We start from the raw sequence: 21,707 nt of genomic DNA on the forward strand, positions 1-21,707 counted from the left end.
GTAACTTGGACCAGTGTTGATCATTTAGCATTGTTCGAGGCATAGCGAGTGTAAAATTGGGTTTGGCGATTTAATTTTACTATCTCGCTATTTTTTTAATCAACAAATGTCAACAGACCCTAATATTCAGACAGATCAGCATAACCCTGCTACATCCAGTGGATATTCAACTAACTTATATAACCCCGGTCAAAATGGATTCATGGCGGTCGCACCAAGTGTCATGCCATTAAATGACAATACGTTTGCAAGTTATACTTTGAGTGATCAAATTTCATTACTTCAAGACAAACTTCAATTTATTCTCGGTTTACGTTACCAAGATATGGATTTGAAGAATTTTAGTTCACAACGTAAAAATAGTGCTGATTGGCGTTATGAAGAAAATGCTTGGTCACCTAGTTTAGGTCTTGTAGTTAAACCTTTTGGTGAAAATCTTTCTTTATATGCCAATTATGTAGAGGGTTTGAGTCAAGGTAAAACAGTTACAGATGAAAGTGATCTGAATTTTGGAAAAACTTTTGCACCTTTTAAAACCGAACAATATGAAGTGGGTGCTAAATACCAAAATGGATCATGGTTAAATACACTTGCTTTGTATGAGATTAAAAAGCCTGACACTATGGTAATTGATGGGGCGACTACTGATGGTGCAGAAACACGTGCTCGAGGCATTGAATGGAGTTTCTCAGGACAAGTTCGTGATGGTTTAACGATATTAGGTAACATGGCTTATCTTGATACGGAATATACCAAAGCATTAGGCAATAAAGGCAATGAGCTTCTAGGTATGCCAGATCTTACAGCGACAATTGGTTTGGATTATGCCTTACCTTTACTCGACGGTTTATCTGTGAATGGTCGAGTAAACTATGTAGGTGAACAATATGTTGATTCAGCAAATACCTTACAATTACCTGATTTCACGACAGTGGATTTAGGTGCACGTTATAAAACAAATTTAGGTGGTGTATCTACAACATTTATGGCAAATGTCGACAATGTGACCAATAAAAAATATTGGGAGGGCGTATTTAATGAAAACTTTGCCACGATTGGTGCAGACCGTACCTATAAAGTTGGTGTGACTTTTGATTTCTAAGTTAGATTAGTTTTTTAATATAAAAAGCCACCTATTCAAGGTGGCTTTTTATTGATGAGTGATTCACGGAATATATTGCTTCACAACACCGTCATCGAGAAGTTGTTGGAAATGCTCAACCACACTGTTTTGAATATCACGGTATTCGATCCCTAATTCTTTCTTGCTCTTAGCTGCATTAAAGTAAATTGGGTAGCCCATATTGAGTTCAACAAATTTACGAGGGAAGCCGGCAAGAGGGCCAAATGCCTTAAAAGCAAACTTCGGTAAGGTATTGCGCGGAAATGGAAATTTATTCCCAAAATGTGCGCGCAATAATTTGCCCATATCTAATAGGCTTAATGTGCCACCACTAATTATATAACGTCCGCTCGCTGCGGGATTGAGAGCTGCTTGTATGTGCGCATCGGCAACATCGCGAACATCGACGATACCATTCCACATTGGTGGAACACCCGCCAAAGTCATACCATTGGCAAACTGTTGTAGCACTTCAACGCTTCCTGACTGTGTTGACGCAGTTAAAGATGGCCCCATGACCAATGCTGGATTGACACAGACCAGATCCCAGCGGTTCTGTGCTTTTTGCATTTCCCACGCTTTGCGCTCAGCCATTACTTTTGAATATGGATAAGGCTGATGAGTTTCTGAACTGGAGGTATTCCAGTGAGACTCATCAAATTCATTATGCTCGGTCTGTAGAATATCAATGGCATCACCATAGGTTGATGCGATGCTTGAAGTCACGACAACACGTTTTACTGACTCAGTTTTATTGACACTGTTGAGCACATTTTCAGTGCCTAAAATGGCTGGCTCAATAATATCTTTAATCGCGTCTTTATAGTTGGTCACTACAAAAGGAGATGCCATATGGATCACAATGTCACAACCTTGCATGGCTGAATCAAATGCACCCTCATCTAATAAATTGGCTTGGAATAGTTTTAAAGTGCCAGTTGTACCAGCTGCAATTTTTTCGAGATGTGCAAATCCTGATGTTTTATTCAGATCACGAACTGTGGCATGCACTGTATGACCTAATTCAAGTAAGTTTTTAATTACCCAACTGGCAATATAGCCTGTCGCGCCTGTGACGAGTATCTGTTTTGTTGTCTTGCTATTCATATTCTTCAACTTTAATTGACGCATTTTTTTATCATATTGAGAATATTTAGTTTTGTCTTTGATTGATTTGAAAAAATATATGTTGATGATTGGGTTTAATGCGCACTAAATTCAGCAGAGAATGCATGTGAATGCTGTAAAAGTACTTTTTTATGATCTTAAAAAGTGTGAATATGGGATGAATGTTGGATAGATGCATATTATTATGATTATGGACGCAAAATCTCACAAATAAATGGACAAAGAGTCATATCTAACTTGTGAGCTTTAATTTAAAGCCTAGATCTTAGGTCTTGGTTTTTTATTTCGTATAACCTCTATGATGTTAAATAGGCTTCAAAAGCCACCCATGAATGACATTAATCTGATGCTGTATAGCATCTATTAAATGAGGTGAATTTTCGATTGTCCATGTTTCATCGCACCAGTCACAAGCGTCATAGAGGTCACCTATCCATTCGGGATAGTAAGCTATGTTATTTTCAAGTCCTCTTGGTGCATCAAGGAACCCTTTTTCTAAATTACTAAAAATTTTACATAGCTTAAGAGGGTTTAAATTACCATTTTTATAGTCAGCTAAAACATCTAAAAAGAATTTAGCTGCCAATATTTCGGCTTCTAAACAATTGGATGAAAATTCAGAATCTTTTATCTGTATTACACTGAGTAATAGTGGTTCATAATTAGGATATAGTTCAAGTAATTCAGCAGGAGTATTTTCATTGTTATCAATATATTCAATTAATTTTTTTCTCCTTTCTGAGTAAGAATATTCTCCATAATAAAGTTCTATATATAACGCTTTTAATGTCATTGATTATTCCAACTGATTCTTGATTTTCTCTAAAATTAGCATAATACACGTGATGCGAAGTTGAAAAAATTGATACTATAGACTTAATTTTTATATATTTTTTAAATTTAAAGCCTAGATCTTCGGTCTAGGCTTCTTCATTTTGTATAACAGCCATCATTTTAAATAAAAAATAGCCTTTTGAAACCTTTTAATATTCAATATCTTCATGTAATGAATTTATAAAATATACAAATCTATCAACTAAATAAAGAACTTTTCTCTTATCCTCATTTACACCGTAATCATAGAAATCATCATGTAGGACTAAGACAATTTTAGGTTGATATTTTATCCATGGAAATCTGTAATCAAAGCAAATAAAGTCGCCTCCAGGCGTCATACCAAATCCAATTAACTTGCCACTATAGTCATCGTCACCTTCAGGGAACTGCATACCTTCTATTCGAGGCGTATGTATATATCCACCAAATTCAGCAATACAAGAAATATTTAGCTCTCCATTAGTATCAACAAAATCAAAGCTACTAATTTGGGGAAAAATCCATCATGTTGTGAAATAAGTTTAATATATTCAGGTGGGAATTCTACACCTAGAGTATTAGCAAAGTTTTGAATTACTTTCTTTTCAACTTCACCATTTGGATATAGATCGCCAATATCTTGCATTACTCAATACCTTTAATTATTTTCATTCATAGTTCCCACATCGTTAATATTATCTAAAATTAACATAATACACGTTATACGAAATACTATTTTTTATTTGATATAAATCGTTGCTTTATGCTGGTGCGAAAAACCCAGACATCACCGAGTGGACTTTTTTTGATTCCTCATGTTGTTTGGCTATTATTTAATCAATGTTTCACAGTTTTGTTTAATGAGATTGAATGCTATAGCAAACAAAAATGTCCAGATAAAATAAGAATAGGCTTCCAAGTGGTTATGGATTTTGCAGATAGGCAAATAAAAGGATTGGGGCGTCATTGTCAGTTAAATTCACGTACAATATCGATTCATTTGCAGGTATAGATCCTGCCTTATCAGATGATTCTGTTCTCCCGTTAAATATTGGCATACACATGGCGCAAGCAAAGAAATCTTTTCCGCAGCAAAAATCGGAATTACATGCACGAAATCTGCATCGCAGTCGTTACGATTTTCCTCAGTTAATCAAGAGCTGTCCGGAACTTGCACCTTTTGTCAGCCCAAATAAATATAACGATTTATCGGTAGATTTTTCTGATCCTCACGCTGTGAAAATGCTCAATAAAGCATTGCTCAAGCATTTTTATGGCATTCAATATTGGGATATTCCCAAAGATTTTCTTTGCCCGCCTATTCCAGGCAGAGCTGACTATATTCATTATTTGGCTGACTTGTTGAGTGCCAACAATAAAGCTCAGATTCCAACTGGACACGCTGTTCAAGTTTTAGATATTGGGGTTGGCGCGAACTGTATTTATCCGATTATTGGTCATCGCAGCTATGGCTGGAAATTTGTAGGCTCAGACATACATGCTGCATCGGTTAAAAGTGCTCAATTTATTGTGGAGGCCAATCCGAATCTGCGTAAAGGCATTCAGATTCGATTGCAGAAAAAAGCGAGCAATATTTTCAATGGTGTGATTAAACCTTCAGATCGTTTTGATTTGACTATGTGTAATCCACCATTTCATGCCTCACAAGATGAAGCCAACGCGACAGCAACGCAAAAATTAAGAAAACTGGGCAAGCCAGTTGATCGGAGCAAGGTGGTATTAAACTTTGGCGGTCAAAAGAACGAACTCTGGTGTGATGGCGGCGAAGAGCGATTTGTCTGCCAAATGGTACAAGAGAGCATCCAGTTTGCTGAACAATGTCTTTGGTTTAGTACGCTGGTTTCCAAGAAAACAACATTGCCAGTGCTTTTAAAGGCCTTAGCGAAGAGCGGTGCAGTGGATGTGAAAACCATTAAAATGACGCAGGGACAAAAAGAAAGCCGTTTTGTCGCTTGGACTTTTCTAGATTTAAGGCAACAGCAAGCGTGGAAGAATGCACGTTGGACTTCAGCTTAAGTCTGTCTTCGTTGGAGATTTTCGCCTTGTCTTTGACAGCAATGCATAGGGCATCAATATAAAGTTTCCCATAGCGATAAGCTCAGTGTGTTGAATCAATCTGGAGATATTTTTGCTAAACAAGACGCATTGTTAATTGTTACAAAAAACAGCATCCAGCGATTTTTGATTATTTCGTGTTCTAAATGCCTTAAATTTTCTGCAAGGGCTTCTTTTATATGTGAAAAATGCGCGGAATTGAACTGCAAATGCGTATGTTTATCATTTAAATTTTATATAAATCATAAACTTACAAAAATTATATTTTGCATTCATTTTGAAACTTGTCCATAATATTTGAAAAGGGTATGGAGTGAAGAAAATGCGTGGCAATCCAGAAGTCGTAGACTACTTAAATATGCTGATCGGTGGCGAACTGGCTGCTCGTGATCAATACTTAATTCATTCCCGTATGTATGAAGATTGGGGCTTAAGTAAAATCTTTGAACGTATCGATCATGAAAGCCAAGAAGAAGGCTCACATGCAGATGCATTGATTCGTCGTGTATTGTTCCTTGAAGGTACGCCGAATATGAATCGTGATGATATTGAAGTCGGTACAGACGTCGTGACCTGTTTAAAAGCAGATTTGGCGCTTGAATATCATGTTCGTGAGAAACTAGCACAAGGCGTAAAATTGTGTGAAGAAAAAGGTGACTATGTGACCCGTGACATGCTACGTCAGCAAATGTCGGATACTGAAGAAGATCATACCTACTGGCTTGAAAAGCAAATGCGTTTGATCGAACTGATTGGCTTACCAAACTATATTCAGTCTCAAATGTAAATTGCGAAAGAATCTAAAGACCCAGCACAAGCTGGGTTTTTTATTAAGTCATGAAAACTATTGTTGTAGTTTTTTGATATCTGCCAAAACTTGCGCCGCATGTGTCTGTGTATTCACACTACTGTAGTGATACACAATAATGCCTTTCGGATCAATCAGAAAGGTTTCACGTTTGGCAACTTTCAAAATCCCTAAGTTTCGTACAATACCTAACTGTGTCGCCAGTTTATGTTGTTGATCGGCAAGAATTGGAAAGGGAAGTCCGAGTGCTTTAGAGAATTTTTGATGTGATGCAACATCATCTAAGCTTGCGCCCAAAACAACAGCATTAGTTTTTAAAAATTGTGGATATAGGGTTTTAAATTGATTGGCTTCTTCTGTACAACCGGGTGAGTTGTCTTTAGGGTAAAAGTACAGAACGAGCCATTTCCCTTGATATTGCTTCAGTTCGTGCCATTTTTCATTTTGATCTTGCAATTTAAAGTTGGGTGCGGGTGTGCCTACCCATTGTTTTTGTTTGTTTTGATTGGTGCTGAGTATGGATGTTTCAGCAACTGTGATTTGGGTAGTTGCTATTAAAGCACATGTCATGAAACAGATTTTTAGCAATGAAGAAACTTTCATAGAGCATCAGTTTATATTGTTCTTTATCTGATCTTAGCAAATTTTAAAGCGCTGTAGGCTAGCTGATTTTATATTTATTGAAGTAGATTTCGAATGTCTTTTGGCAAATCGGTTGATGTGCTGAAATGCCACTATCAAACGTGCTCTGAACTTTTATACTATTTGGAATCGTTTAATTTTAGAGTTTGCATTGAAACAACAGATTTTACTTATTACTGGATGGGGCGGAGGTCGTAAATTACTTGCTCCTTTACAGCAGGCATTGATCACCCAAGGTTATCAGGTCGAATTATGGAATATTTTTGATGCCTTAAATCTAGCAGTGCTGGAACAGAAAGTTGAATTGGCGCAGCAATTTGATGTGATTATTGGCTGGTCCCTTGGTGGTCAATTGGCGACGATTTTGGTAGATGAAATTCAAAAAAAATATCAACAACAGAAAGTGCTGATCACATTAGGCTCAAATCCAAGTTTTGTAGCTGATGAACAGTGGCCTGCTGCGATGGATCAAGCGAGTTTTCAAAGCTTCAAACAATCTTTCGAGCAGGATGCGATTTCTACCTTAAAGAAGTTTGGTTATATGGTTTGTCAGGGTACTGATAGCACTAAGCAAGATTTCATCACCTTGCAAAGTTTGATTCAAGCGCAAAATTTAGATGTGCTTCGAGCAGGATTGAACTGTTTGGAGAAGCTTAATAATGTCAGTATCTTGAAAAATTACACTGGTCATCAATACCATTTGTTTGCTAAGCAAGATTATTTGGTTAGTTACAAAGTTGGACGCTTACTGCATAATTTAGCTGTAAAGTTTTTGGAGACTGAATTGGTTTCTGGCTCACATGGCTTTCCATTGTTTCAATCTGAAGTCATAAGTTGCAAAATCTGCCAATATTTAAAGAAAATAGAACAAATCTCTGAATAGCTGGGCTTTATGGCAATTTATTTTTCATTGCCGTGGGTTTAACATCTTGCCACATTGATGTTTTAGCCTGATACATGGAGTGAGGGATGGCCAATTTAACCGATCTACAATTTGATCAGCAGCATATTTGGCATCCCTATACATCCATGACTCAGCCCCTTCCAACGTTTAAAGTGAAACGTGCGCAAGGGGTGATGATTGAGCTTGAAGATGGTCGTCAATTGATTGATGGTATGTCTTCATGGTGGTGTGCGATTCATGGTTATAACCATCCCGAGCTAAATCAAGCTGTGACCGATCAACTGCAACAAATGTCACATATCATGTTTGGTGGATTGACGCATGATCCCGCGATTCAATTGGCTAAATTACTGTTAAAAATCACCCCGCCCAGTTTAGATAAAATCTTCTTTGCTGATTCAGGTTCGGTTGCTGTCGAAGTAGCCTTGAAAATGGCAGTGCAGTATTGGGCGTCTTTGCATCAACCGAATAAAACCAATTTTATCACACCGCGTTCTGGCTATCATGGCGACACTTGGAATGCGATGTCTGTGTGTGATCCCGTGACAGGGATGCATCAGATTTTTGGTTCAAGTTTGCCAAATCGAATTTTTGTTCCTGCGCCGCAAGTTGGCTTTGACCAAGCGTGGAATCCTGCGGATATTGCTGAACTAGAAAAGACTCTCTCTGAACAGCATGAAAATATTGCGGGATTGATTCTTGAGCCGATTGTGCAAGGTGCAGGAGGCATGCGTTTCTACCATCCTGAATATTTGCGTCAAGCTAAATTACTCTGCGAAAAATACAATATCTTGCTGATCTTCGATGAGATCGCGACAGGTTTCGGGCGTACAGGAAAACTCTTTGCTTGGGAATGGGCCGCAGTTGAGCCAGATATTATGTGTATTGGTAAAGGACTGACAGGCGGTTATTTGACCTTGTCTGCAACCCTGACTACGCAGAAAGTCGCGAATACGATTAGCCAAGGCGAAGCCGGCGTGTTTATGCATGGCCCAACCTTTATGGCAAATCCTTTGGCTTGCGCTGTGGCTGTAAAAAGTACCGAACTGCTGCTGTCTCGAGATTGGCAAGCGAATATTCAACGTATCGAAGCTCAATTAAAGTTTCATTTACTAGCACTTTCATCGCTTGAACATGTCAAAGATGTGCGAATACTTGGTGCTATTGGTGTGGTGGAATTGACCTTCAATGTAGATATGAAAACGCTACAACAGGAGTTTGTCCGTCGTGGTATTTGGATTCGTCCATTCGGTAAGCTAGTGTATGTGATGCCGCCATATATTATTTCTGAGCATGAATTAAAAATTTTGCTAGAACAAATGGTTGAGGTGGTGAAAAATATGGAGCAGTCGGTATGAATCTGCTCAACCATTTTTCAGATCAACTTGATCAACTGAAACAGCAAGGCAACTTACGTCAGTTCACTTCAAGTCATCAGCACGATCGTTACATTAGTATTCACGATCACAACATGTTGAATTTAGCGTCAAATGACTATTTAGGTTTGGCTTCAAACCTACATCTACGTGAACAGTTTTTTGATGAAACCCCGAACGCACAGCGTTGGATGAGTTCATCCTCTTCGCGGTTACTGACGGGAAACTTTCCTGAATATGAACAACTTGAATCAACATTAAGTGATGCCTTTCATGGCCGATCAGCACTGTTATTTAACAGCGGCTATCACATGAATATCGGGATTTTACCTGCACTGGCAGACAGTAAAACCTTGATATTGGCGGATAAGTTAATTCATGCCAGTTTGATTGATGGCATCCGATTATCGACTGCGAAATATGTACGTTATCGCCATAATGATTTGGCGCATCTTTCTCAGCTTTTATACAAATATCATGAAGATGAGGCTTTTGAGCGGATCATTGTGGTGACGGAATCGATTTTCAGTATGGATGGTGATGAAACTGATCTTGCCGCATTGGTCGCGATTAAACAGCAATTTGCTAAAGTCATGCTGTATGTTGATGAGGCGCATGCAATCGGTGTGCGCGGTGAGCTTGGTTTAGGCTGTGCTGAACAATATCGGGTGATGGATGATATTGATCTTTTAGTCGGGACATTTGGTAAAGCACTGGCTTCAATAGGGGGATATCTCATCTGTCATGCGATTATTCGTGACTATTTGATTAACTCGATGCGACCGTTGATTTTTAGTACCGCACAGCCCCCGATCTGTATGGCGTGGACAGATTTTATTTTCAAGAACGTTTTAAATTTAAAAGCAGAGCGTCAACATTTACAGCAAATCAGTCAAAATTTGCAGCAAGCTGTGCAAGCCAAAGGTTTTGATTGTCCATCTACATCACATATTGTGCCGGTCATTATTGGCGAGTCGAATAAAACTGTGGCAAAGGCTCAAGCTTTGCAAGCGGCAGGTTTTTATATCATGCCTGTACGTCCACCCACTGTGCCGCAGCATAGTTCGCGCTTACGCATCTCTTTGACTTCCAACATTGGTCAAGAAGAGCTGCATACATTAATCAAGCAACTAATGGCAGAGTAAGATGCTGGATAAATCTCAAATTAAGCAGCGCTTTTCTAAAGCTGTGTTGACCTATGATCAGCAGGCTGTGGTTCAAAAAAGAATCTGCACAGAGCTGGCAGGACTGATGGATCAGTATGTCGGGAAAAAACATTGGCATCAGGCTTTGGAAATTGGTTGCGGTACAGGAATGTTCACGCAGGAAGTGTTAAAGCATTGTTCAATTGATACTTTATATTTGAATGACTTGTCTGAAAATATCGTCACTTTGCAAGATGCTACCTTTTTGCAAAAGACCCATACCCATCTGCTGATGGGTGATATTGAAAAGCAGGCGCTTCCGCAAAACTTAGACTTGGTTATTTCAAGTTCTGCTTTGCAGTGGATGTCCGATTTACCGCAGTTGTTTAGCAAAATATATGAAGCTTTAAAGCCACAAGGATATTTTGTATTCAGCAGTTTTGGTACGGAAAATTTGCGTGAAATGAAGCAACTGACGGGCTGCGGTTTGGATTATTTTGAAATTCATCTGCTGCAACGGTTTTTGATGGATTGTGGTTTTGAATTTGTCATGATGAAGCAAGAGGTACAGCAATTGTATTTTGAGCATCCCCGCGATGTGCTTCAGCATATTAAGGCAACGGGAGTGACTGCAACGGCACAACATCGCTGGACAAAAAGCACTTTGCAACAGTTTTATCTGGATTATGCACAGTTTGTACATGCTCCTGATTCAGAGGATTTTCAGTATCCGCTGACCTATCATCCCATCCAATGTATTGTAAGGAAAAAATAAGTGGCTCAAATTTACTTTATCAGTGGAATAGACACAGGCATCGGTAAAACTTATGCGACGGGTTATTTAGCGAAATTGTGGAATGAGCAGGGCCAAAAAACTATTACCCAAAAGTTGATCCAAACGGGCAATGTCGATATTTCTGAGGATATAGAACAACATCGTCAAATTATGGGTACGGGGTTGTTGGTTGAAGATGAAACCAAACTCACGATGCCTGAAATATTTAGTTATCCTGCGTCGCCACATCTCGCCACCAAAATCGATGGACGTGACATTGATTTTGCTAAAATCGAATACGCGACAAAACGTTTAACTGAAAAATATGACAACGTTTTACTCGAAGGTGCGGGTGGGTTGATGGTGCCATTAACCACGGATCTTTTAACCATCGATTATGTTGTAGAAAAACGATATCCCGTTATTTTGGTGACATCAGGTCGTTTGGGCAGTATTAACCATACGATTTTAAGTTTGGAAGCATTGAAAAGTCGGGGCTTGGCGCTTTATGCACTGGCTTATAATTTAAATGACGAGTCGAAAGATGCATTGATTTCTAAAGATACCGCTGAATTTTTAAAAGCGTATTTGGCAAAACACTTTGCACAAGCCTTATGGATTGATGTTCCTGTATTGGCATAATGGGCTAACTTTTTATATTGACAATCATTGGGCGTATTTATGACGGATCATACGTTTATAGAACTTGCGATTCAACTTGCAAAAGAAAATGTTGAGCAAGGTGGTCGACCATTTGGTGCTGTGATCGTTAAGCAAGGCATTGTGGTGAGTACAGGGGTGAATCAAATATTAATCTCAGGTGATCCGACATCTCATGTCGAGTTAAATGCATTAAGACAAGCCGCACAAAATTTAAATACGACGTCTTTGAAGGACTGTGTCGTTTATGCGAGCGGACAACCGTGTCCAATGTGTTTGGCAGCTCTGCGAATGGTTGGAGTTGAAAAAATTGTGTATGCCTATTCAAATGCTGATGCAGAAGCCTATGGCTTATCTACAGCAGAGATTGCCGAAAAATTAAGACATGAACCTCATGAACAGCAAGGGTTGAGTTTTAGTCAGTTAAAGCCAAACTGTGATCATGAGCTATATGAATTTTGGAAGCAGAAAAATACTTAATAAATACTAAGAGTTTCTTTCTGAGTCACTAACTGTATAGATTTCTGTGAAGAATTAAAAAAGCCAACTGAGGTGATCAGTTGGCTTTTTTTGTTGGAGAGCAATTATTGATTTGCTGAGACACCAATTTTTTTGACATTCAAACGTTGTGCTGCTGCCATCACCATAGCGACATCTTTATATTCTGTCATTTTGTCAGGTTGCACTTTGATCGTATCTTGATCTGCTTGTTGTGCAACACCAGCAAAAAGTGTTTCTAAAGCTTGCTTATTGGCAACGGGTTGACCATTCCAAAATAATTTACCCTGCGCATCAATGCGTAAGGTGACCGGCTCAGGCGGCTTTTCATTGGTTGGCGGTGGCGTACCGTTTGGTAAATCAATATTGATCGAATTATTTGGAATTGGAATTGTGATAATAAACATAATGAGCAAAACCAACATCACATCGATCAATGGCGTCATGTTGACGTCCAACATAACATCATCGTCTTTATCGGAACCGACATTCATTCCCATACCTTGTCCCTCATCCGATTATGGTGCGGCAACAGGAGTAGTGACAAAAGCAATTTTGCCAATTCCTGCTGCTTGTGTCGCACTAATGACTTCATCAATCGCTTCATATTTTGTCACCTGATCGCCACGGATATGAACTTCAGGTTGCGGACGCTTTTTAGCTTCCGCTTGTAGTCGACTGATCAGCGTATCTTTATCTGCAATGTATTTTTCATTCCAGAAGATATCGCCATTTTTATTGACAGCAATCTGAATATTGATCGGTTTGGTTTCATAAGGTGTGTTTTTTTCCTCAGGTAACTTCACCGGAACTGTATGGATTGCAACAGGTACTGTAATTAAGAAAATAATGAGCAGCACCAACATAATATCAACCAAAGGTGTTGTATTAATGGCTGAAATTACATCATCTTCGTCACCATCTGAATTGACCATCATTCCCATGGCTGATGCCTCTCTTATTTTGTGTCGTTATTATTGTTTTTGATCTCACCGCTTAAAAGTACGGTGTGTAGATCTGAACCAAAGGTACGAACATTATCTAGAACTGCTTTATTACGACGCGTTAACCAGTTATAGCCAAGAACCGCAGGTACTGCTACAGCCAAACCAATTGCCGTCATAATTAGGGCTTCACCGACTGGGCCTGCAACTTTATCAATAGATGCTTGACCTGAAATACCAATTGCCGTTAAAGCATGGTAAATACCCCAAACTGTACCGAACAAACCCACAAATGGTGCAGTCGAACCGACAGTTGCGAGAAAAGCCAATCCACCACTTAAATGGCTTTGAATTTTATCGATAGCACGCTGGATTGAAATAGTCACCCATGTGTTGAAGTCGATACGTTCCAGCAGATTACCGCCATGTTTTTTGGTTGAATTAATGCCTTTTTCTGCAATAAAGCGGTATGCACTCGATTCGTCTAAGGTTTCTGCTGCGCTATCAATTGAAGCAGCATCCCAAAATTTAGCTTCGGCTTCTTTGCCTTGACGTTTAATTTTAGCTTGTTGAATAAATTTAGTGACCATGATGTACCAAGTTCCAATCGACATCAGGACCAAGATAAAGAGTGTCGATTTAGCAACGATGTCACCTTCACGCCATAGTGCTTCTAAGCCATACGGGTTATAGACTTCTTTGGTTGCTGTAGGCATTGGTGGCGGTGCAGGTGTATTTGTTGTATTCGTAGTTTCTACTTGTGTTGTTGCAGTATTTGCAGATTCTTCAGCAAATGCTGCTTGCAGTGGGAGTAATGTACTTGTTACTAAAACTGTAGCAGATGCAAAAATACGCGCAGATTTCATCATTTTATTCATTTATATTCTCCAAATTTTTGTAGATTCATTAATCAAGTTTAAATTCGTATTCAATATCAAACCAATCTTCAACTGGCTCACCATTTTTGAGTGCAGGCTTAAATGTACATAAGCTGAATGCTTTGCTAGCAGCCTTATCTAGAGATTTAGTACCACTCGATTTTTTGACCTTCACTTGTTTCGCACTGCCGTCAGGCCCAACCAATACAGAGATGCGGACAGTTCCTACTTCTTCTGCCATTGCAGCTTCACGAGGGTAATCTGGTTCTTTACATCCAACGCTTCCCTCAGATGCACCACGTGTTTCCCCAGCTGGTTTTGGAGCAGGGGCAGGAGCGGGTGCTGCCGCAGCGACTGGTGCAGGTGCTGCAACAGGGCTAGGAGATGGAGAGGTTGTAGGCGTAGGTGTTGAAACGGCTTTAACTGTTTGTGTTGGTGCAGCTTTTTCAACAACCTTTTGTTCAGGTTGAGGGTCTTGTGTTTTGAGCACTTCCTTAACGAGTTTTGGTAGTTCAGGTGGTTTTTCAATTGGTTTCGGTTTTTCTGGCTCAGGTTTTTTATCTTGAATAATGATTAATTCAACAGGTTCTTCTACAGTTTTCTCACCTTTTTTGGACAGGCCAGTAATTAATCCGTAGAGTACAATGAGATGCAGAAGAATGACTGCCCCAATTCCGATCAGGCGTTTGCCGGAATTATTTTCTAATTCGGAAAAGCTTTTGCCCATTACTACTCCTGAAATGTGAGACAAACAATCAATAGTGAAATTGGCACTTGAGATATAAGTGTTTTTTGCATTTTTTATGTTTGACTAATTAATTAAATAAATAGTGCCAGTACAATTCCAGTTGGAATCGTACTGGCAAATTTAGCTTTTAGAACTTGTAAGTACCACGGACATAGAATGTACGACCAGTAGGATCGCTATAACGAGGGTCATAACCATATTGGAAGTTATCTAATACGTTCGATGCAGCAGGCTCTTCAGCAAATAGGTTTTTGATACCACCAGTGATTTCTAAGTTTTTGAAACCACTGTATGTTCCTGCAACGTTATACAGTGTGTAATCAGGCACACGGTGTTTATCAAATTTTTCTTCGCCGATTTGGTTTTGGTCATCGTAGCCACGGAAGAACTGTTGTTCGAAGATGATTTTCCAGTTTTCATAGCTCCAATTTAGGTTCGCTGTGTGCTTCCAACGTAAAACAGCAGGGTCGTCATACACACCTACTAAGCCTTCCCAATCACCGCCTTTTTCTTCTTGGTAGTCATTTTTGATGACATAGGTACCATTAATGCCAAAGCCAAAACGACCCGTCGCGGTTAATGGTGAAAGATAATCTAAGCTAATGTCGATACCTTGAGTTTTAATACCCCCTGTATTCATTAGAATGGTATTGATGTATTCAATACGACCATCGGCACCACGCACGAATAATGAAGCATATTTCTCAGGATCTTCAAAAATTGAAGTTTCACCCACTTGGCCAACTAATTCTTCAATTTCAATGTTGTAATAATCAACAGCTAAAACTAAGTTTTTAATTGGTTCGTAAACAAAACCTGCGGTAAATGTTTTAGATTCTTCTGGCTGAAGATCTGGGTTACCACCTTGCATACGGTAGAACTGAGTATTACATTCGGTTTGATATTGAGGTGAAGTTGGATTACCGCCTGGACAAAGGACAGGGTCGTTATATTTTGCACCAGTGTAGGTTTTGCTTTGTTGCGCATTAATTTCCCAAAGGCTTGGAGCACGGAAACCAGTACTGTATGTACTACGGAACATAAGTTGCTTCATTGGTTCCCAACGAATACCGACTTTTGGATTGAAAGTGTCGCCAAAATCGCTGTAGTCGTCATAACGTGCTGCAAGTTGAGCTTCAATCGTTTTGGTAATTGGAATTTGAAGCTCAGCAAAAGCGGCAGTAATATCTCGGTCACCTTTACTCAGAGGTTTATCAGGGTCAATACCACTACCCGGTACAAGGCGTACTAACTCAGAGTTTACTTTTGCTTCCCAATCTTGAGTTGTAAAACTTCCACCAAATGCAAAACCAACATCACCAGCTGGTAAGGTGTAAATCGGGCGGCTCACGGTAAAGTCAAATGTTGTGGAATCAAGTGTTGCTTCGTTTGTTGTACCACTCACATTTAATGAGTTCCAAACGTTAGCATCTGCAGATGGACCAAATGGGTTGATTGTGCCGTCATTTAATCCTTCTTGTAGTTTGTTACGATTTAAGTATCCACTTACAAAGCTATCTGATGCTTCGCCTTTTGCGTAAGTTACGCCACCGTTGATATCCCAACCGTATGCTTCACCTTCAAGTCCAGCAAAAATACGATGAGATTCATTGATAGATTGTGAAACACGGTTACCGGCTTGAGAGCGTAAGTAGAGTTGTAATGGATCACCACTTAGACCATCTACACCAGGGGTAATGCCCATTCCAGGGTAATATTGGCTAGAGTCTGGAATCGTGACAGAGCGACTATATACGTCTGGAGCAATAGAAGTCGTCACTTTGCTTTTTGCATACACATATTCACCAATAGCGTTGAAGTTATCGCTAAGTTTGATGGTTGCACGACCAATTGCAGACAAGTCCTCAGTTTCTGGCTGAATACCAATTAAAGCCTGCGTATTGAGGAAACATAGTCCGCCATCTTCAACTACATTGACTAAGTTATTACAGTTTGCAGCTCCACCGTATGGGTTCGCTAATACACCTTCAGGATTTCCGTCTGCATCTAAAGGCCCGCCGTTTGGATCAAGAAAGTTAGCAGGGAAGCCATTTGCTGAACCAGCATCGATACCTAACTCAGGTAGAAGGCCACCACGACGGCTGACTTTACGATCTTTAGCCATAATTTCTTTGGCTTTACGATAGTCAATTGCGCCATAAACGTTAAAACCTTGTTCATCTAAGTCGCCATAGCCACCAAAAATCGAAACATCGTATTCTTCGCCGCCTTTATCTTCTGGTTTGAGTAAACCACCGCTAATACCTAAACCTGTGTATTGTTTTTTGGTAATAAAGTTAATTACACCTGCGATTGCATCTGCACCATAAATTGCAGAGGCACCATCACGTAAAACCTCAATACGTTCGACCATTGCAAGCGGAATGGTATTTAAGTTGGTTTCAGAGGTACTAAATGGGCTATAAGCCAAACGACGTCCATTAAGTAGGACAAGGGTTTTATCTGATCCTAGGCCACGTAAGTTCGCTGTTGAGCCTGATGTATTACTTGCACCAACGTTTTGCGCTGTACTGTATCCCGCTTGGTTCGCACTAATTTTTATTAAGGCTTCTTCAGTCGTTGTAACCCCTTGTTTAGTTAATTCTTCAACTTTAATCACCGTAATAGGTGAAGAACTTTGAGCAGAAACCCCTTTAATGGATGAACCAGTCACAGTTACTTTGGCTACTTTCGTTGGCTTAACTGTTTCTTCTTCATTTGTTTCTGCTGCATGCGCTAAAGATAAACACAGCATACTTAAACTAAGAGTACTTAATTTAAGTATTGTTTTGCTAAATGGTGTGCCCCCCACAGATTTAGCATTTTTTTTCTCTTTCATAGTAAAAGTATTCCTTTTTGTTGTAGTTAGCGATATTGCTTGATTCTTTTTAAGCAATTCAAGTGCCAAATTTATATTTAAATTTTATTTTCAAATATAAAATACTAATAAATATCTACATTATTGGTTTTAAAGTGGAGAACTTTAAGATGAACGGTAAGTATATTTTTTTAAAGTTATCCTTTTAATTAGGTTTTATTAGGAATTTAACTTTTGATCAAAAAAAAATTTAAAAACATGATTGGGTGCAAATTAAACCTCAAAAAGTGTGATTTAATTCATATTTATGTGTTTGATTTATAAGGCTAATAAGATAAATAAATAAAAAATAAAAAATTATAAATTCAGTGGCTTAGTTGTCTTTTATCTGTCATTTCATCTGATCGTGATCCATTATGAATCAGGAATGTATTATATTTGTGCAGAATGTGCATGGATGAGTACACATCCAAGAGTTGAATTTTTGATAAAAACGAGCTTTACTCGGAAAGTCACTATTAGTATAAATTTATCTTAAAAAATGAATTTAAAAGGATATTTAATTCAGATAACTTTCAACCAAGGAGTGGTGGCATGAATTTCGCTTTATATTAATTGCTGTATTAAGTTCTACGTTTAAAACTCAATTTAAACTGGATTGTTTTATTTTAGTGAGGGTGGCTTTATTTAAAGTCTGCTTGCGGCTTTGTATTATTAAAAAATCATCAGAAAGGAAAAGGTTTGGAAACTAGAAAATTTAAAATAGCGCTCCTTGCATTATTAATTTCAACAGGGATGATGGCCGAGGTTCAAGCTTCTGCACAATCGAATAAAGTTTTAAATATTGCATTTGAAGCACCGGATGATGGTTTTGATATGGTCAAAACCTATAATTATTATAGTGGCAATATTGCGGAAGCGATTTTTGAACCCTTATTGAAATATGACTATCTAGCACGTCCTGTCGTTCTTGTCCCAAATACCATTGAAGCGATGCCAAAGATTGAACAAGAAGGAAAAGTCTATACCTTCAAAATCAAACGAGGTATCCATTTTTCAGATGATTCTGCCTTTAAGGGAAAGAAACGCGAGCTGGTTGCGCAGGATTACATTTACGCGATTCAACGAATTTTAGATCCGGCTAATCGTTCTCCGACCTATTCATTTATTGATGGCAAGATCTTAGGGGGGGATGCGGTCGTTGCGGATGCAAAGAAGTCTGGGAAATTTAATTACAATGCGGCAATTGCCGGCCTAAAAGCGATAGATCCTTATACGTTGCAAATTACTTTGACGCGCCCTGACTATAATTTTCAATATATTTTGGCCTATGTTACGTTTGGAGCAGTTTCAAAAGAAGTTGTTGAATTTTATGGCAATAAAATTGCACAACATCCTGTAGGAACGGGGCCGTATCAGCTCAGTAAATATGTGCCACGTAGCAAGATCGAACTGGTTGCAAACCCGAATTATCGTGGTTTTGTTTGGAATTTTAAATCGACAGGCACAGCTTGGGACAATCAGTTAGTTAAAGAAATGAACGGGAAGAAAATGCCGCAAATCGGCAAAGTTTCCGTCAGTATTATTGAAGAAGAACAGTCACGGTGGTTAGCATTTAAAACAGGGCAGCTGAATTTTGATAAATTGACCTCAAATGCAGTACCGCAAGCCTTAGATTCGCAAAATAAACTTAAGCCTGATATGCAAAAGCTCGGCATTAAGCATTATCCAAATAAAGATGCTGAAATCACCTACAGCATGTTCAATATGCAAGACCCGCTTGTCGGTGGTCAAAGCCTTGAAAAGATTGCGTTACGCCGTGCTATCAGCATGTCATACAATCAAGCTGAAGCGATTAAACAGTTATATCAAGGGCAGGCCGTAAAGGCTGAAATGTTTTTGCCAGAAGGTGTGAGTGGCTTTAATCCAAAATATCGCAGCAGTTTGGGATATAACCCATTGCTGGCCAATAAATTACTGGATCGATTTGGGTATAAGAAAGGTGCTGATGGTTATCGAACCTTGCCCGATGGTAAAGCGTTGACCTTAAAAATAAATACTGAAAATAGCTCTAAATCAGTGATTCAATCTGAGTTGTGGAAAAAAAATCTCGATGCCATTGGGATACGGGTACAGTTTAAGGTCAGTAACTTTGCTGATAATTTAAAAGAAGCAATGCAATGTAAATATATGATGTGGTCAGGAGCGTGGATTGCAGATTATCCTGAAGGGGAGAACTTTGCTCAATTACTATATGGGCCAAATTCAGGACAAGGGAATTTAAGTTGTTATCAATCTAAAGCTTATGACGCTTTATATAAACAAGCAATTGTGTTGAAACCTAAAGATCGTGAACCTTTTTATGAAAAAATGAACCGTCAAATTGAGGCGGATAACCCTTGGATTATCCATTCTACACGGATTCGTAATTGGTTAATTCACCCTGAAATTCAGGGGTATAAAACACATCCAATGATGAACACCAGTTGGCAATATCTCGATATTCAGCCTAGTAAAAAATAATTGAGTCAGGATTACAATGAAGCGAAATTCGAATTTTACGCTAACCAAATTTGCTACAGCGTGTTTGATGGGGGGAGTGCTATTCAGTGCGATGCCGACATTAGCAATGGCAAAGAATCCAGCAGATCCAAATAAAGTTTTACGTCATATTTTCCCTGTCGCAGAAACAGGTTTTGACCCAGTTGGCGTACATGATCTGTATTCTGCACATGTGAATACCTCAATCTTTGAAACCTTATATACCTATGACTATTTAGCATCACCAGCAAAGTTGGTTCCTAAAACGGCGGCTGCGATGCCAGAAATCAGTGCTGATGGTTTGACTTATACCATTCGCCTGCAAAAAGGCATTTATTTTGCTGATGATCCTGTATTTAAGGGCAAGAAAAGAGAGTTAACCTCGGCTGATTATGCATATACCTTTAGACGTTTAGTCGATCCACAACTTCGCTCACCAAACAGTTGGCTACTCGATGGCCGCATTTTAGGCATGGAGAAGGTTTTAGATAAGGCGAAAAAAACAGGTAAGTTTGACTATGATGCACCAATTGAAGGCATACAAACTCCTGATCGTTATACCCTTGTCATTCGTTTAAATTCTCCAGATCAAAACTTTCCAATGTTATTGGCTCATCAACCTGCATCGGCTATGGCGCGTGAAGTGGTCGAAAAATATCGAGACAAAGCGGGTTTTGTGATGGGTAAACCGGTGGGTACAGGGCCATATATTTTGACGCGCTGGACACCTGGCTCACGAATTATTTTAAAGGCCAATCCCAACTATCGTGGTTTTGTCTGGGACTTCAAGGCATCAGATGCCAAAGATGAAAAGATCGTAAAAGCCATGCAAGGCAAAAAAATGCCACAAATTGGTGTGATTGATATTCAGGTGATGGAAGAATCACAATCACGTTGGTTGACCTTTGCAAAAAATGAAGCTGATTTGTTGGTGCTCGATGGAGATTTGTCGGTACAAGCCTTAAAAGATGGAGAGCTAAAGCCTGAGTTGGCTAAAAAAGGCATCCAAATGTCGCGCATTTCTGACCCCTCTATCGACTATCACTATTGGAATATGCAAAACCCTGTGGTTGGTGGTTTTAGTAAAGAAAAAATTGCATTACGTCGTGCAATGGCGATGGCTTATTCAGCAGATAATCAAATCAAAATTTTGATGAATGGTGATGCGCAAAAATTACAAAGCCCAATTCCACTCGGTGTTGTCGGCTATGACCCGAATTATAAGTCGAGTATTCCATATTCGGTCAAAGCGGCAAATTTATTGCTCGATCGTTATAACTATAAAGTCGGCGCAGATGGTTGGCGTACTCAACCGAATGGTAAACCGCTAACGATTGAAATGACGATAGCGGGCAATAGTAGCCGTAGTCAGCAGTCGGGCGAATTTTGGAAGAAAACTTTAGATAGCATCAAAATAAAAATGACAACAAAGTCGATGCCATTTGCAGAAGCTTTAAAAGCCGAAAAACAGTGTAAAACCATGTTTAAAGCATCTGCATGGATCGCAGACTATCCAGATGCAGACAATTTTATGCAATTGTTCTATGGCAAAAATATCAATGTCACCAACAACGGCTGTTCAAAAATACCTGAATACGACCGTTTATATGAACAAACACAGCGTATGAAACCGGGACCAGAGCGGGATGCAGTCTATCGGAAAATGTCACGCATATTAGAAGTGTATATGCCTGTCCAAATTAATTATGCACGTTACCGTAGTGTGTTGTCGCAACCACGCGTGATTGGTTATAAAAAGCATCCAATTTTGGCAACAGAATGGATGTACATCGATATTGACCCGAAAAAATAAAATGGAACAAAACT

At 39.1% G+C, this 21,707-nt stretch carries 20 protein-coding genes and 1 pseudogene; 11 read left to right on the forward strand and 10 right to left on the reverse strand.

Going from position 1 to position 21,707, the window contains the following annotated elements; translation table 11 throughout:
- Nucleotides 1-133: 133 nt before the first annotated feature.
- Nucleotides 134-1,102: pseudogene (locus FTU37_RS11220) on the forward strand (TonB-dependent receptor); the annotation flags it as partial.
- 63 nt (nt 1,103-1,165) lie between these two features.
- Here FTU37_RS11220 and FTU37_RS11225 read toward each other — a convergent pair.
- From FTU37_RS11225 to FTU37_RS16745, 4 genes are all read right to left on the reverse strand, one after another.
- Nucleotides 1,166-2,230, reverse strand: a complete 1,065-nt coding sequence (locus tag FTU37_RS11225; RefSeq protein WP_180124368.1) for an aldehyde reductase — start codon at nt 2,228-2,230, stop codon at nt 1,166-1,168.
- A 325-nt stretch (nt 2,231-2,555) separates the two neighbouring features.
- Nucleotides 2,556-3,044: a hypothetical protein gene (locus FTU37_RS11230; RefSeq protein ID WP_180124369.1), complete on the reverse strand. Its 489-nt coding sequence runs from the start codon at nt 3,042-3,044 to the stop codon at nt 2,556-2,558.
- A 190-nt stretch (nt 3,045-3,234) separates the two neighbouring features.
- Nucleotides 3,235-3,480 carry a hypothetical protein gene (locus FTU37_RS16740; protein WP_257225318.1) on the reverse strand — a complete coding sequence of 82 codons (246 nt, stop codon included), beginning with the start codon at nt 3,478-3,480 and terminating at the stop codon, nt 3,235-3,237.
- Between the two features lie 56 nt (nt 3,481-3,536).
- The gene (locus FTU37_RS16745) at nt 3,537-3,713 is read right to left on the reverse strand and encodes an SMI1/KNR4 family protein (RefSeq protein WP_257225319.1); all 177 of its coding nucleotides are present in this window, start codon (nt 3,711-3,713) and stop codon (nt 3,537-3,539) included.
- A 416-nt stretch (nt 3,714-4,129) separates the two neighbouring features.
- Between FTU37_RS16745 and rlmF the strand changes: the two genes are divergently transcribed.
- The gene (gene rlmF, locus FTU37_RS11240; protein WP_180124382.1) at nt 4,130-5,104 is read left to right on the forward strand and encodes a 23S rRNA (adenine(1618)-N(6))-methyltransferase RlmF; all 975 of its coding nucleotides are present in this window, start codon (nt 4,130-4,132) and stop codon (nt 5,102-5,104) included.
- 361 nt (nt 5,105-5,465) lie between these two features.
- Nucleotides 5,466-5,930, forward strand: a complete 465-nt coding sequence (gene bfr / locus FTU37_RS11245; RefSeq protein ID WP_067762676.1) for a bacterioferritin — start codon at nt 5,466-5,468, stop codon at nt 5,928-5,930.
- A 57-nt stretch (nt 5,931-5,987) separates the two neighbouring features.
- Here bfr and FTU37_RS11250 read toward each other — a convergent pair whose 3' ends face one another.
- Nucleotides 5,988-6,521 (reverse strand): peroxiredoxin, encoded by a 534-nt coding sequence (locus tag FTU37_RS11250; RefSeq protein WP_373686317.1) that lies wholly within the window; start codon nt 6,519-6,521, stop codon nt 5,988-5,990.
- 223 nt (nt 6,522-6,744) lie between these two features.
- On the opposite strand from FTU37_RS11250, the gene FTU37_RS11255 reads away from it, so the two are divergent.
- From FTU37_RS11255 to FTU37_RS11280, 6 genes are all read left to right on the forward strand, one after another.
- Nucleotides 6,745-7,476 (forward strand): YqiA/YcfP family alpha/beta fold hydrolase, encoded by a 732-nt coding sequence (locus FTU37_RS11255; protein WP_180107865.1) that lies wholly within the window; start codon nt 6,745-6,747, stop codon nt 7,474-7,476.
- Between the two features lie 86 nt (nt 7,477-7,562).
- Nucleotides 7,563-8,855, forward strand: coding sequence for an adenosylmethionine--8-amino-7-oxononanoate transaminase (bioA, locus tag FTU37_RS11260; protein ID WP_180124371.1), 1,293 nt, complete (start codon nt 7,563-7,565; stop codon nt 8,853-8,855).
- Nucleotides 8,852-10,018: an 8-amino-7-oxononanoate synthase gene (locus FTU37_RS11265; RefSeq protein WP_180124372.1), complete on the forward strand. Its 1,167-nt coding sequence runs from the start codon at nt 8,852-8,854 to the stop codon at nt 10,016-10,018. Before bioA ends, FTU37_RS11265 begins: the two co-directional genes overlap by 4 nt.
- Before the next feature lies 1 nt (nt 10,019).
- Nucleotides 10,020-10,793, forward strand: a complete 774-nt coding sequence (bioC, locus tag FTU37_RS11270) for a malonyl-ACP O-methyltransferase BioC (protein WP_180005440.1) — start codon at nt 10,020-10,022, stop codon at nt 10,791-10,793.
- Complete coding sequence (gene bioD / locus FTU37_RS11275; RefSeq protein ID WP_168379573.1) at nt 10,794-11,435, forward strand: dethiobiotin synthase; 642 nt, start codon at nt 10,794-10,796, stop codon at nt 11,433-11,435.
- A 39-nt stretch (nt 11,436-11,474) separates the two neighbouring features.
- A complete protein-coding gene (locus FTU37_RS11280; protein ID WP_180124373.1) occupies nt 11,475-11,933 on the forward strand; it encodes a nucleoside deaminase in 459 nt (152 codons plus the stop codon).
- Between the two features lie 104 nt (nt 11,934-12,037).
- On the opposite strand, the gene FTU37_RS11285 is transcribed toward FTU37_RS11280, so the two are convergent.
- From FTU37_RS11285 to FTU37_RS11305, 5 genes are all read right to left on the reverse strand, one after another.
- On the reverse strand, nt 12,038-12,451 hold the full coding sequence (locus tag FTU37_RS11285; RefSeq protein WP_078190075.1) for a biopolymer transporter ExbD: 414 nt from the start codon (nt 12,449-12,451) through the stop codon (nt 12,038-12,040).
- Nucleotides 12,452-12,469: 18 nt separating this feature from the next.
- Nucleotides 12,470-12,895, reverse strand: coding sequence for a biopolymer transporter ExbD (locus tag FTU37_RS11290; protein ID WP_078190074.1), 426 nt, complete (start codon nt 12,893-12,895; stop codon nt 12,470-12,472).
- 14 nt (nt 12,896-12,909) lie between these two features.
- Nucleotides 12,910-13,773, reverse strand: coding sequence for a MotA/TolQ/ExbB proton channel family protein (locus FTU37_RS11295; protein ID WP_078194237.1), 864 nt, complete (start codon nt 13,771-13,773; stop codon nt 12,910-12,912).
- Between the two features lie 28 nt (nt 13,774-13,801).
- Nucleotides 13,802-14,500: an energy transducer TonB gene (locus tag FTU37_RS11300; protein ID WP_180124374.1), complete on the reverse strand. Its 699-nt coding sequence runs from the start codon at nt 14,498-14,500 to the stop codon at nt 13,802-13,804.
- 148 nt (nt 14,501-14,648) lie between these two features.
- On the reverse strand, nt 14,649-17,360 hold the full coding sequence (locus FTU37_RS11305) for a TonB-dependent receptor (protein ID WP_180124375.1): 2,712 nt from the start codon (nt 17,358-17,360) through the stop codon (nt 14,649-14,651).
- 774 nt (nt 17,361-18,134) lie between these two features.
- On the opposite strand from FTU37_RS11305, the gene FTU37_RS11310 reads away from it, so the two are divergent.
- Nucleotides 18,135-19,862, forward strand: a complete 1,728-nt coding sequence (locus FTU37_RS11310) for an ABC transporter substrate-binding protein (protein WP_180063870.1) — start codon at nt 18,135-18,137, stop codon at nt 19,860-19,862.
- A 67-nt stretch (nt 19,863-19,929) separates the two neighbouring features.
- A complete protein-coding gene (locus tag FTU37_RS11315; protein ID WP_373686319.1) occupies nt 19,930-21,693 on the forward strand; it encodes an ABC transporter substrate-binding protein in 1,764 nt (587 codons plus the stop codon).
- Nucleotides 21,694-21,707: the final 14 nt, after the last annotated feature.

This window comes from Acinetobacter sp. YH12097, from assembly GCF_013419225.1.
GTDB lineage: Bacteria > Pseudomonadota > Gammaproteobacteria > Pseudomonadales > Moraxellaceae > Acinetobacter > Acinetobacter amyesii.